This is a genomic window from Methylobacterium sp. (assembly GCF_019750675.1).
Classification (GTDB): Bacteria; Pseudomonadota; Alphaproteobacteria; order Rhizobiales; family Beijerinckiaceae; genus Methylobacterium.
The window spans coordinates 1-12,339 of the sequence record NZ_JAIEOF010000069.1 but is presented as its reverse complement, the minus strand read 5'-3'; the positions used below and the strand labels follow the sequence as shown (position 1 = coordinate 12,339).

Annotated in this window: 11 protein-coding genes; 4 read left to right on the top strand and 7 right to left on the bottom strand. The window is 72.2% G+C overall.

Annotated features, from left to right (window positions below; all coding sequences use genetic code 11):
- From K2X24_RS03735 to K2X24_RS03715, 5 genes are all read right to left on the bottom strand, one after another.
- Nucleotides 1–965 (bottom strand): GGDEF domain-containing protein (locus K2X24_RS03735; RefSeq protein WP_292494766.1); only part of this gene is annotated, 965 nt, incomplete at its 3' end.
- A 154-nt stretch (nucleotides 966–1,119) separates the two neighbouring features.
- Nucleotides 1,120–2,415, bottom strand: coding sequence for an HlyC/CorC family transporter (locus tag K2X24_RS03730; RefSeq protein WP_292494764.1), 1,296 nt, complete (start codon nucleotides 2,413–2,415; stop codon nucleotides 1,120–1,122).
- A gap of 67 nt (nucleotides 2,416–2,482) precedes the next feature.
- Nucleotides 2,483–5,368, bottom strand: a complete 2,886-nt coding sequence (locus tag K2X24_RS03725; RefSeq protein WP_292494763.1) for a PAS domain-containing protein — start codon at nucleotides 5,366–5,368, stop codon at nucleotides 2,483–2,485.
- A gap of 40 nt (nucleotides 5,369–5,408) precedes the next feature.
- Nucleotides 5,409–6,578: a 3-dehydroquinate synthase gene (gene aroB / locus K2X24_RS03720; protein WP_292494760.1), complete on the bottom strand. Its 1,170-nt coding sequence runs from the start codon at nucleotides 6,576–6,578 to the stop codon at nucleotides 5,409–5,411.
- A 17-nt stretch (nucleotides 6,579–6,595) separates the two neighbouring features.
- Nucleotides 6,596–7,225, bottom strand: coding sequence for a shikimate kinase (locus tag K2X24_RS03715; RefSeq protein ID WP_292494759.1), 630 nt, complete (start codon nucleotides 7,223–7,225; stop codon nucleotides 6,596–6,598).
- 244 nt (nucleotides 7,226–7,469) lie between these two features.
- On the opposite strand from K2X24_RS03715, the gene K2X24_RS03710 reads away from it, so the two are divergent.
- Complete coding sequence (locus K2X24_RS03710) at nucleotides 7,470–7,622, top strand: histidine kinase (protein WP_292494756.1); 153 nt, start codon at nucleotides 7,470–7,472, stop codon at nucleotides 7,620–7,622.
- A 41-nt stretch (nucleotides 7,623–7,663) separates the two neighbouring features.
- Nucleotides 7,664–8,590 carry a site-specific tyrosine recombinase XerD gene (locus K2X24_RS03705; protein ID WP_292494768.1) on the top strand — a complete coding sequence of 309 codons (927 nt, stop codon included), beginning with the start codon at nucleotides 7,664–7,666 and terminating at the stop codon, nucleotides 8,588–8,590.
- Between the two features lie 22 nt (nucleotides 8,591–8,612).
- Here the strand turns inward: K2X24_RS03705 and K2X24_RS03700 are convergent, their stop codons facing one another.
- Both K2X24_RS03700 and K2X24_RS03695 read right to left on the bottom strand, forming a co-directional pair.
- A complete protein-coding gene (locus tag K2X24_RS03700; protein WP_292494754.1) occupies nucleotides 8,613–9,827 on the bottom strand; it encodes an AI-2E family transporter in 1,215 nt (404 codons plus the stop codon).
- A gap of 242 nt (nucleotides 9,828–10,069) precedes the next feature.
- Entirely contained in the window at nucleotides 10,070–10,546 is a 477-nt protein-coding gene (locus K2X24_RS03695) for a molybdenum cofactor biosynthesis protein MoaE (protein ID WP_292494752.1), read from the bottom strand.
- A gap of 159 nt (nucleotides 10,547–10,705) precedes the next feature.
- On the opposite strand from K2X24_RS03695, the gene K2X24_RS03690 reads away from it, so the two are divergent.
- Together K2X24_RS03690 and K2X24_RS03685 are read left to right on the top strand one after the other, a co-directional pair.
- Nucleotides 10,706–11,725: a gamma carbonic anhydrase family protein gene (locus K2X24_RS03690; RefSeq protein WP_292494750.1), complete on the top strand. Its 1,020-nt coding sequence runs from the start codon at nucleotides 10,706–10,708 to the stop codon at nucleotides 11,723–11,725.
- 207 nt (nucleotides 11,726–11,932) lie between these two features.
- Nucleotides 11,933–12,187, top strand: a complete 255-nt coding sequence (locus K2X24_RS03685; protein WP_292494748.1) for a hypothetical protein — start codon at nucleotides 11,933–11,935, stop codon at nucleotides 12,185–12,187.
- Nucleotides 12,188–12,339: the final 152 nt, after the last annotated feature.

Genomic DNA, 12,339 nt, shown 5'->3' with positions numbered 1-12,339 from the left:
TCGGCCTGGACCAGGGCCTGATCCGGCGTCACGCCCGTGAGCAGGCAGGCGAACTCCTCGCCGCCCATCCGGCCGAAGAGCGCATCGTCCGGCAGCAGGGCCTCCATCGTGTGACAGAACCCGACGAGGACGCCGTCCCCGACCGCATGGCCGTAGGCATCGTTGATGCGCTTGAAATGGTCGAGGTCGAACAGCAGCAGGGTGACGGCCGGTCTCCGCGCCGCGCTCCGCGCCGCGAGGATGGCCTCCGCCCGCGCCACGAAGGCCCGGCGGCTGAGGATGCCGGTGAGCGCGTCCGTGTCGGCGGCCACGCGCTGTAGGTGCTCGGCGCGTTCCTTGGTCAGGGACATGAACACGAAGGCGATGGCGAGGGTGAACAGCATGCCGACGAGGCACAGGATCGTCAGCCAAGGCGTCTGCAGGAGATTGGGCCCGGCCTGCGGCGGGGCCAGCAGGGCCAGGGGCACGCGGATCCAGTAGGCCAGCGCGTAGAGCATCAGCAGGGCCATGCCGGGATAGCGCGAGACCAGGGGCTCGGCCCGCCCGCGCCAGAACTCCCGCGCCGCCACGAAGCAGAATCCGCCGGCCAGGCTCGAGGCCACGATCACCCGGGCGGGCAGCGATTCGTAGAAAGCCGGGATCAGGCAGCCGCCGCTCCAGAGCGCGACGGCGACGCCGATCGGCATCCAACGCGGCGCCCGGCCCTCGAAGGCGCGGGTTCCGGTCCAGATCAGGCCGTAGGCGGCGATCATCACGCCGTTGGCGACGACGATCGAGATCCAGTCCGGGATCACCCCCCGCAGACCGAGCAAGGCGGAGCCCGCCGCGCCGGCGAGGTGGGCCACGCCCCAGATCGCCAGCGCGTGGACGTGGCGCGTCTGGCTCCAGGACAGCAGGAACAGGCTCCCGACCATGGAGGTCAGGATGGTCGTCACCAGAAGCAGGGTGGTGGCATCGAGCAGCATCGACCGGTTCCGCCCTCCACTGCCGCCGTGCCATCCGAGGGCCGCCGCGCCGTCTCGCGGCAGCAGTCCGACCTATCGGAGCGAGATTACACCAGCACGGTTACGCTTCGCTAGACATCGCGCGCGTGTCGGTCACGTTGCCGCGAATTCAATCCTAGGTTTCCGTCTTGCGCGGCCCGGGGCCGAGGGGCGTGATGCGCAGGGCGGTGATCCGGTTGCGGGCCTTGCGCACCACCTCGAAGCGGAACCCGTGGAAGTTGAAGGCGGTGCCGGTGTCGGGGATGGCCCGGGCCTCGTGGATCACGAGCCCCGCGATGGTGGTGGCCTCGTCGTCGGGCAGGTCCCAATCCATGGCCCGGTTCAAATCGCGGATCGGCACGCTGCCGTCCGCATGGACCGAGCCGTCGCCCTGGGGCCGCACGCCGGAGACGGCGACGTCGTGCTCGTCGGCGATGTCGCCGACGATCTCTTCCAGGATGTCCTCCAGGGTCACGAGGCCCATCACCTCGCCGTACTCGTCGACCACGAGGGCGAAGTGGGTCTTCTTGGTGAGGAAGGCCTTGAGCTGATCGCGCAGGGAGGTGGTGTCGGGCACGAACCACGTCTCCAGGGCCAGGGCCTCTACCTTCAGGCCGGAGGCGTCGCCCCCGGCGGCGTCGAGGGCCCGCAGCAGGTCCTTGGCGTGCAGCACGCCGACGATGTTCTCCGAGGTGCCCCGCCAGAGCGGCATCCGGGTATAGGGCGAGGCCAGCACCGCGCGCACGATCTCCTCCGAGGGCAGGTCGGCATCAATGGTGCGCATCTTGGTGCGGTGGACCATCACCTCCGAGACGGTCAGCTCGGAGAGGTCGAGGAGGCCGCCCAGCATGTCGCGCTCGGCCTTGGCGACCCCGCCCTCGCGATGCAGCAGCGCCACCTGGCCGCGGATCTCGTCGCTGGCCGAGAGGATGCTCGGGCGCTCGCCGTTCCGGATGCCGAACGGGCGCAGCATCGCGTGCACCAGCGCCTCGACGGCGAGCGCCGCCGGGCCGAGCAGCGCCACCGCGAAGGCCACCGGCCGCGCCGTGACGAGGGCCGCCCGGTCCGGCGCGGTGATCGCCAGGGTCTTGGGCAGCACCTCGGCGAAGACGATGACGAGCACCGACATCACCCCCGTGGCGTACAGAACCCCGCTCTTGCCGAAGGCGGTGGTGAGCACCCCGGTGGTGAAGGCCGCGGCGCCGATCGCCACGATACTGTAGCCGATGCGCATGGCGCCGATGAAGCGCTCGCGACGCGCCAGGATGGCGTTGACGAGGCCCGCGCGCCCGTCGCCGGCGTTCTCCAGGGCCAGCATCCGGGCCCGAGAGGCCGCCGTGAAGGCGGTCTCGGCCCCGGCGAAGAAGGCCGCGAGCAGGAGCGAGATCGCCACGATGCTCGCGGCCAGCCAGAGATCGGTATGGGGTTCCATGCGCGCCGATGCCGGAGGAGTGTCTCGCCAGGAAAGCCGTTGATTACCACGGGGCGCGCCGCAGGGCTCAGGCCTCCCGCCCCTCGGCGATCAGTTCCCGAATCCGTCCGGCCAGCGCCTCCATCGCGAAGGGCTTCGTGAGCACCTGCATGCCGGGCTCCAGGTAGCCGTTGCCCAGCACGGCGTTCTCGGCATAGCCGGTGATGAACAGCACCTTCAGGCCGGGACGCACGACGCGGCCGGCATCGGCCATTTGGCGCCCGTTCATGCCGCCGGGCAGGCCCACATCGGTGACGAGGAGGTCGAGGCGCACGTCGGATTCGAGCACCTTGAGGCCGGCCGGCCCGTCGGCCGCCTCGATGGCGGTGTAGCCGAGGTCCTCCAGCACCTCGGTGACGAGCATCCGCACCGTGGGCTCGTCGTCCACGACGAGCACGGTCTGGCCCTGTTCCGCCCGGGGTGCGTGGGCCAGGTCCGCCTCGGCGTCCCGCTCCTGCGCCGAACCGTAATGGCGCGGCAGGTAGAGGCAGACGGTCGTGCCCTGGCCGAGCTCCGAGTAGATCCGGACCTGGCCTCCCGACTGACGCGCGAAGCCGTAGATCATCGAGAGGCCGAGGCCGGTGCCCTCGCCGATGGGCTTCGTGGTGAAGAACGGGTCGAAGGCGCGGGCGATCACCTCCGGGCTCATGCCGGTGCCGGTGTCGGTGACGCACAGGGAGAGGAACTGGCCCGGATCGAGGTCGCGCTCCCGGGCGGCGCGGATGTCGAGCCACTTGTTGGCCGTCTCGATGGTGATGCGCCCGCCCTCCGGCATCGCGTCCCGGGCGTTGATGCAGAGGTTGAGGAGCGCGTTCTCGAGCTGATTCGGGTCGACCAGGGCGGTCCAGAGGCCGGCCGCGCCCACCACCTCGATGGTGATCGCGGGCCCGACCGTGCGCCGGACCAGTTCCTCCATGCCGGCGACGAGGGCGTTTACGCTGGTGGGCTTCGGGTCGAGCGTCTGCCTCCGCGAGAAGGCGAGCAGGCGGTGCGTCAGGGCGGCGGCGCGCTTGGCCGCCCCCTGCGCCGCGTTGATGTAGCGGTCGAGGTCGGTCAGGCGCCCCTGCGCCATCCGGGTCTGGAGCAGTTCGAGGCCACCCGAGATCCCGGTCAGCAGGTTGTTGAAGTCGTGGGCGAGGCCGCCGGTGAGCTGGCCCACCGCCTCCATCTTCTGGGCCTGGCGCAGGGCGTCCTCGGTGCGGCGCTGGTCGGTGATGTCGCGCCCGATGATGGTGAAGTGCGCGCCGTCGGGCGCGGCCGTCCACATCACGATGCGGCGGCTGCCGTCCTTGGCGAAGACGCGGTCGACGAAGCCGGTCACGGTCTCGCCCGCGCCGAGACGGCGGACCACCTCCGCCGTCTCGGCATGGTCCGCCGGGTCGATCAGCACGGCGAAGGGCCGGCTCAGCAGCTCCGCCTCGCTCCAGCCGAGGGTCCGCTCCCAGGCCGGATTGACGGTCTTCAGGTAGCCGTCGAGGCCGGCCGTGCCCATCAGGTCGGTGGTGGTCTCCCAGACGCGGTCGCGCTCGCGGGTCCGGTGCACGACCTGCCGCTCCAGGCTGGCGTTGAGGCGCGCGAGCTCGGCGGCGGCGGCCTTGCGCTCCTCGATGTCCGTGTTGGTGCCGACCCAGCGCAGGATGGCGCCGTCGCCCGCGCGGATCGGCTCGGCGCGCACCAGGAACCAGCGATAGGCCCCGTCCCCGCGCCGGATGCGGAACTCGGCCTCGTAGGGAGAGCCGCCGGCTACCGCCTCGCCCCAGGTCCGGATCACGCCCGCGCGGTCCTCGGGATGGACGAGGCCGGCCCAAGCCTCGCCCGTGAGGGCGCCCGCCGCCGCGCCGCTGTAGGCGTAGACCTGATCGTTGAACCAATCGAGGGCGCCCGCCGGCGAGGCCGCCCAGACGTGGTTGGGCATCACCTGCGCGAAGGCGAGGAATTGCGCCTCGCTGGCGCGCCGCGCGGCGGTGGCGCGGCTGCGCTCGGTCGCCGCCCGCACGCGCTCGCCGACGTTGCGCATGAAGGCGAGTTCTTCCGCAGACCAGGTCCGGGCGGTGGCGTGGTTCAGGTAGAGGAGTGCCACGAAGCCGCCGTGCTCGGTGAGCGGCATGTTGACGAAGGACTGCGCGCTGATCGCCTTGAGGGCCGCGGACCCGGCGAGCGTGCGCGGGTCCGCCTCCACATCGACGCAGATTACCGTCTCGCCGCGCTTGAGATCCTCGATGTAGGAGCCGTAATCGCGAAACTGCAGGGTTCCGGCGAGACTCCGGATGCCGGGGGCGTTCCAGTCCCGCTCGATCAGGATGGTCTCGGCGACGGGGTCGATGGTGCCGTAGCCGGCCCGGCTGACGCCGAGGGTGGTGCCGAGGATCTCGGAGGCCGCGAAGGCGATCGCGGCGGTGTCGTCGAGGTCGCGCAGGCGGTCGCCGAGTTCGGCCACCGCGATCCGCCGCCGCTCCGCCGCTCGCCGCTCCTCCATGTCGATGGCCAGGACGAAGATCCCGTCCACCGTGCCCGCCGCGTCCCGGCGCGGGATGTACTGGATGGCGCAGGCGCGCGGGTGGCCGTGGCGATCCGGCAGGGCGCCGTCGGCCGCGATGGTCTCGCCGGCGAGCGCCCGGTCCAGGAAGGGACGGCGCTCGGCGAACGCCTCGGGGCCGAGCACGTCGCGCACGTGGAGGCCGACCAGGTCCGCGCCGGGGCGTCCGAACCAGGTCTCGTAGTGCCGGTTGTTGAAGCGGTAGCGGTAGTCCCGGTCGAGGGAGGCCACGAGCATCGGCAACGCGTCGGTGACGAGGCGCAGCTCCGCATCCCGCTGCGCCGCCGGCGGGTCGTGCCGCCGCGCGACCTCGGCCTCCAGCGCGGCCACCCGGCGGCGCAGGGCCTGAATCTCGATGCGCTCGGCCGCGTCGCTCAACGGGCTCTCCGATCCGGCCCGGTCCGCCGGACGGCCGCGCTCAAGGCGTTCTCAGTTCGTCGTGGAGGAAGGCACGCACCTCGGCACCGTCGATACCCGGGGCGATGAAGCTCTGGCCGATGCCGCGGGCCAGGATGAAGGTCAGGGCCCCGTCGCGGACCTTCTTGTCCTGGGCCATCGCCGCCACCAGGGCATCGGCGTCCCCGCAGCCGCCCGGCACCGCCTGGAGGCGGGTCGGCAGGCCCGCGAGGGCCAGGTGGTTGGCGACGCGGCCCGCGTCCTGCCCCGGGCACAGGCCGAGGCGGGCGGAGAAGCGGAAGGCGAGCGCCAGCCCGATCGCCACCGCCTCGCCGTGGACGAGGCGGGCGGACTCGTAGCCGGTCAGCCGCTCCAGGGCGTGTGCGAAGGTGTGCCCGAGGTTGAGCAGGGCGCGCTCGCCGTCCTCGCGCTCGTCGCGCACCACCACGCCGGCCTTGGCCCGGCAGCAGATCGCCACCGCCTCGTCGCGCTCGTTGCCGCCCGCGAAGATGCCGGCCCAGTGCGCCTCGCACCAGTCGAAGAAGGCGGCGTCGTTGATGAGGCCGTACTTGGCCACCTCGGCGTAGCCCGCCCGCATCTCCCGCTCCGACAGGGTGTCGAGGGTGGCGGTGTCGGCGAGCACGAGACGGGGCTGGTGGAAGGCGCCGATGAGGTTCTTGCCGTGGCCCGAGTTGATCCCGGTCTTGCCGCCCACCGAGGAATCGACCTGGGCGAGGAGGCTCGTCGGCGCCTGCACGAAGCGCACGCCGCGCCGCAGGGTGGCGGCGGCGAAGCCCGCCAAATCGCCGACGACGCCGCCGCCGAGCGCCACCACGAGGTCGTTGCGCTCCACCTTGTGGGCGAGGAGCCCGTCGCAGACCTCCGCGTAGGTGGCGTAGCTCTTCGAGGCCTCGCCCGGGGCCACGGTGACGAGGCCCGAGCGCAGGCCCGCCGCCTCCAGGCTCGCGCGCAGGCGCGCCCCGTAGAGGGCGGCGACGTTGGTGTCCGAGACGATGACCGCCGCCTTGGCACCGAGGGCGGCCACGTGCCGGCCGGCCTCGTCGAGGAGGCCGCGCCCGATCAGGATGTCGTAGGCGCGGCCCTGGTCGAGGGGCACGGCCACGGTCAGGCGGTCGGTCGATGGGGGGCGATCCGTCACTGGGCTGCGCTCCGTCACTGAGCTGCGATTCATCACTGGGCAGCGATCCGTCACTGAGCAGCGATTCTTGGCTGCGATGATCCGCTGAGGTAGGCGTCGAGGGCTTCCATGACGTCCTGCACGACCCGGTCGTGGGCGACGTCGCGGGAGATCACCTCCACGTCGGCATGGGCGTAGACCGGATGGCGCTGGGCCATGAGCTGGCGCAGGGTCTCCTCCGGGTCCTCGGTCTGGAGGAGCGGGCGCCCGCCCCGCTTGCGCACCCGGCGCATCAGCACGTCGAGCTCGGCCTTCAGCCAGATCGAGACGCCGCCCTCGGCGATGCGGGCGCGGGTGGTCTCGCGCATGTAGGCGCCGCCGCCGGTGGCGAGCACCATCGGCCCCTCGCGCATCAAGCGGGCGATGACCCGCTCCTCGCCATCGCGAAAACTCGGCTCGCCGTAGATCGCGAAAATGTCCGGAATCGTGAGCTTGGCCGCCGTCTCGATCTCGTTGTCGGCATCCTTAAACATCAGCCCGAGGCGCGTGGCCAGGCGTTTGCCCACGGTGCTCTTGCCCGCGCCCATCAGGCCGACGAGCACGATCGAGCGGTGACCGAGGGCACGGCGCAGGCGCAGTTCGATCGGCTCGCCACCGGAGGATCCATCCGGCGGGTCGCCCTGGGGGGGCACTTCGGTCATCACGGACATCTACACATCTTCGGGCGGGTCTTAGCGCGTTTTCCGGTGGGGGCGAAGCGCCCGGCGGTACGCGCGACGGCGCGCGCACCGGAATGCCATGCCGGCTGTGGCCGCGAAGTCATTGCCATCCGCGCCCGCGCGTGATGCAACCCCAAGCTTGCCGTCAGCCGACCCGGCTTCCGAAGCCATCCGGCCCCCGAGGCGCGCTCACGTCCCCAGCGCCGCACGATCGAGGTTCGTCCGAGTGCCGACCCTGTTCCGTTTCCTCGCCACCCTCGTCATCCTGGGCGGACTCGCCTTCGCGGGGATGTTCGCGCTGGCGACCTTGGTGGTGCCGACCCCACGCGAGATGAGCGTGACCATCCCGGCCTCGAAGCTGCAGCCGCCGAACCGGTGACGCGGACGGCGCCCCCCGTGGCCGAGCCCGATCCGAGCCCGATTCCGACGGGCCCGATTTCGCCGAACGAGGCCCTGATCCGCGACTACCTCGACATGCTCGCCGCCGAGCGGGGTGCGGCCGTCAACACGCTCGCGGCCTACCGGCGCGACCTCGACGATTACCTCGCCGCCCTGGCGCGGGGCGGGCACGACCCCGTCGCGATGGAGGCCGCGCCCTTGCGCGCCTACCTCGCCGACCTCGAGACCCGCGGCCTCTCGGCGGCCTCGGCGGCGCGGCGCCTGTCCTGCATCCGGGGCTTCCACCGCTTCCTCTACGCCGAAGGGCTCGCCGAGGACGACCCGAGCGCGCCGATCGGCGGCCCGCGCCGGGTGCGGGCCCTGCCCAAGGTGCTCTCGGTGGCGGAGGTGGACCGGCTGCTCACGGTCGCGCGCCAAGGGGCGACGGGAAACGCCGTGGCGGGCGACGCGCGGGGCACGCGCATGCTCTGCCTCATCGAGCTCCTCTACGCCACGGGCCTGCGCGTGTCCGAGCTCGTCGCCCTGCCTCGCGCCGCGGCCTCCACGAAGGAGCGCTACCTCGTGGTCAAGGGCAAGGGCGGTCGCGAGCGGCTGGTGCCCCTCACGGAGGTGGCCCGGGGTGTCATGCGCGACCACCTCGCGAATCTCGGCGCCGACGGGCCCTGGCTGTTTCCCGCCGACAGCGAGAGCGGGCACCTCACCCGGCAATCCTTCGCCCGGGACCTGAAGATCGTGGCCGCGGCCGCCGGCCTGCGGGCCGACCGGGTTAGCCCGCACGTGCTGCGCCACGCCTTCGCGAGCCACCTCCTGCAGAACGGCGCTGACCTGCGCATCGTGCAGGAACTGCTGGGCCACGCCGACATCTCGACGACGCAGATCTATACCCACGTCCTCGACGAGCGCCTGAAGAGCATGGTCCGCGACCTGCATCCGCTGATGGACGCGTGAGGCGTGCCGGCGCGCAGGCGCCTCATCCCTCCGCCTCCTCGTGCAGGGTGTCCTCGATGTAGAGCTGGGCCAGCATCACCTTCGCCACCGCCATCAGGGGCAGCGCCAGCGCGATGCCCCAGAGGCCGAAGATGACGCCGAGCACGAGCTGGCCGGCGAAGATCGTGGCCGGGGGGATGTCGAGGGCCCGCTTCTGGATGAAGGGCGTGAGGCCGTAGCTCTCCAGGGCCTGCACCGCGAGGTAGACGCCGAGCGCGCCCAGCAGCGCCGTGGTGCCGGAGGCCAGCGAGGCGAGCACGATCACCGCGCCGGCGATCAACGGGCCGATGGTGGGGATGAAGGCCAGGAGCCCGGCCTGGAGGCCGAGGATGAGGGCGCCGCCGATCCCCAAGAAGGCGAGGCCGGCCCAGGTGCAGAGGAAGATCACCGCCATGGTGATGAGCTGCCCGAACAGCCAGTGGCGCAGGGTCTCGCCCATGCCGTCGAGGAGGGCGGTGGTCCGGTCCCGGTGCGCGGGCGGCACGAAGCGCACGAGGCCATCGCGATAGGCCCCCGGATCGGCCGCCACCGAGAGGCCGAGAAAGACGATGACCAGGGCGTTGCCGAGCGCGCTGAACAGGCCGATGACCACGGTGGCCGCCGGCCCGAGCACGCTTCCGGCATCCGACAGCAGCGAGCCGGGGCTCTTCATAGCCCCGGAGGCGAGGCCGGCGAGGCCGCCGGGCTTCTGGCTGGACGAACCGGATTCCTCGCCCTTGGGTGCGGCCTCCCCGCCCCCGGAAGCGCCCCCCTTGTTCTCGCCCCCCTTGTCGCCGCCACCCTTGTTGTCGCCAATCTTGCCGGGGGCGATCTCGGGCACGTCGATGCCGTAATCCTTGAGCCGGTCCCGCACGGTACCGGCCTGGGCCGCGACCGTCTGGCCGAGGTCCCGGCCCTGCTGCACGATCGTGGCGCCGCCGAAGGCGATGAGGGCGAGGGTGAGGCCGGCGAGCACGAGGCTGACGAGGCTGAGGCGCAGGCCCCGGCCCGCCGGCAGCACCTTGCCGAGGAGCCGCGTCAGCCCGTCGAGGAACACGCCGAGCAGGATGCCGGCGAAGACGAGGAGCAGCGTCGAGGCCGCCATCCAGGCGAGCGCCAGGATAGCGATGAAGGCCACGACGGCGATGCCGGACACGGCAAGCGACCAGTCGCGCGGGCGCGGGCCGGCGGGCTCCGCGCTGAGGAAGGGAATGGCCATGAACGAGTTGGGCTCCTGGGATGCCGGATCGGGCACGCGGATTTCGGACGGGTCTCCGGGTCGGCCCGGCTGCGTTGCGCCCGGCCCATCCCGCGAGAGCATGTCGCCAGCTCAGCTTGAGTTCCGTGTCCGGGCGGCGCTAACCAGGTTCGCCTTGGCAAGCCAACGCTTCACCCTGCTTAGCTCTCTGATATATCGCAGGTTTTAGCCGAAAAACCGGGGACCACTTTTCCGAAACCTGCTTAGGGCGGCGCGCCGGCCGACCCGTCCCAGCGCGCGGCGGCTCGGTCGTCCGCCTCCGTCGCCTCCACCCAGCCGCCCGTGGTCCCGTCGGCGAGGTGCTCGCGCTTCCAGAACGGCGCCCGCGTCTTGAGGTAATCCATCAGGAAGCTCGCGGCCTCGAAGGCCGCGATCCGGTGGCTCGACGCGGTGACCACCAGCACGATGCCCTCGCCGGGCGCCACGAGGCCGTGGCGGTGGATCACCCGAACCCCGTGGAGCGGCCAGCGGGTGCGCGCGGTCTCGACCACCCGGCCGATCTCGGCCTCGGCCATGCCGGGGTAATGCTCGAGTTCGAGCCCCGTGAGGCGGCCGCCCTCGTCGCGGCACAGGCCCGTGAAGGTGACGATGGCCCCCGCCCGGCCGCCGAATTCCTCGGTGAACCGGGCGATCTCGGTGCCCGGGTCGAAGGGCGCGCTCTGGATGCTGACGTCCGGCATGGTCTTCCCTCGGAGTCTTCCCTCGGAACGGCGCCCGCCCCCGCCCCGGGGGCGATACGCCCTTGACGAGGCCCGACGAACCTGCCCTCACGGGCACGGGCGGTCTATGCCCCCGAACGCCCGGCGACACCACCGGGATTCCGAAGGACGTTTTTCGCCGTGACCCCAGAGCTGATCCTGCCCCATGACGGCGCCCTGCCCGTCTTCTCGGCCCGTCCGGTCTGGTGCGGGCGCGCGAGCACGGTGATCGGCGACGCGACCATCGGCGCGCAGGCCTGGCTCGGCGACCACAGCGTCATCCGCGCCGACGGCGACCGCATCGTCATCGGCGAGCGCTTCTGGCTCGGCCACCGCTCCACCGTGCACATCGCCACCAACACCTACCCGACCCTGGTGGGCGACCGGGTGACGGTGGGCCGCAACGCGGTGGTGCATGCCTGCACGATCGGCTCGGACGTGGTGATCGAGGACGACGTGATCGTGCTCGACGGGGCGCGCGTGGAGAGCGGCGTGCTCATCGAGGCGGGCGCCACCGTCTTTCCCCGGTCGCATCTGGCCGCGGGCTTCGCCTATGCGGGCAGCCCCGCCAAGCCGGTGCGGGCGATCGGCGGGCCCGAGATCGCCGAGCGGGCCGAGCGCCTGCGCGAGGCCTCCGGCGACCTGCCCCCCGCGCCGCCCGCCGACGCGGCGGAGCCGGACCCCAGCGTCTACGTCGCCCGCACGGCGCGCCTGCGCGGTCGCATCGCCCTCGGGGCCGGCTCCAGCGTGCTGTTCTCCTGCGACCTCCACGCCGAGGTGGGCCCCATCGTGGTCGGCGCCAACACCAACATCCAGGACAACAGCGTCATCCGCACCCGGGGCGAGGGCGTCGTCCTGGGGCGCGACACCACGATCGGCCACAATGTCCGCCTCGCCGATTGCCGCATCGGCGCGCGCGGCCTCATCGGCATCGGCTGCGTCGTGGCGCCCGGCACCGTGATCGCCGACGACGTGCTGCTGGCCGCCGGCGCCACCACCGATCCGGGCCAGCTGCTGGAGGGCGGCCACCTCTGGGGCGGGCGTCCGGCCCGCATCCTCGCCCCCCTCGATGCGGAGAAGCGCGCGATGATGGCCCGGGTGGTCGAGGGCTACGTCGCCCACGGGGTGGCCTACCGGCAGTCGGAGGCGGCACTCGGTTGAGGCAGGCCTCCACGCCGCGGATTGAACCGGAGCGTCGCGGCGGGCGCGCGTAATGCCGCTTTCCCGGAAGCGTAAGGCCGGGGCCGCGCATCGATCTCGTGCGCCCGTGCGGCACGAAACGCGCAGCCAGTCTACCGTTCGGCCCGGGAACACCTTTCGCCGAACGCACGTTGTCTGCCCCCGACGCCGCGCCGCAGAGAGTTTTTCATGAAAGCCGTCACCCTCGCCGTCATCGCGACCCTCACCCTCGGGGGCGCCGCCCTCGCCGCCGGCAGCGGCCCGGGCTCCGCTAACAACGCGCCGGCCCAGGAACTGGAACAGAACGGAGCGCGGAACGCCTCCCAGTACGGCGAGCCTGCCGACACCGCGCCGGGCCGGGAGCGAGGCGCGACCACGGGCTCGACCGGCCGTTCCGGCCCCGGCCTGAACGACGCCGCGCCCGGCGCCCCCGCCAGCCGCTGAAACGCCGAAGGGCCCGGATCGCTCCGGGCCCTTCTGATTTCGGGTCCTGTCCGGTTCTGCGTCCCGATCGGGATGTCAGGCGGCGCGCACGGTGGCGAGGAAGCGCTGGACCTCGGCGCTGAGGTGCTCGGACTGGCGCGAGAGTTCGGAGG

Coding starts and splice junctions, on each gene's coding strand:
- K2X24_RS03730 (WP_292494764.1), bottom strand. CDS start 2,415: ATGGAACCCCATACCGATCTCTGGCTGGCCGCGAGCATCGTGGCGATC.
- aroB (WP_292494760.1), bottom strand. CDS start 6,578: ATGAATCGCAGCTCAGTGACGGAGCGCAGCCCAGTGACGGATCGCCCC.
- K2X24_RS03715 (WP_292494759.1), bottom strand. CDS start 7,225: ATGACCGAAGTGCCCCCCCAGGGCGACCCGCCGGATGGATCCTCCGGT.
- K2X24_RS03700 (WP_292494754.1), bottom strand. CDS start 9,827: ATGGCCATTCCCTTCCTCAGCGCGGAGCCCGCCGGCCCGCGCCCGCGC.
- K2X24_RS03695 (WP_292494752.1), bottom strand. CDS start 10,546: ATGCCGGACGTCAGCATCCAGAGCGCGCCCTTCGACCCGGGCACCGAG.
- K2X24_RS03685 (WP_292494748.1), top strand. CDS start 11,933: ATGAAAGCCGTCACCCTCGCCGTCATCGCGACCCTCACCCTCGGGGGC.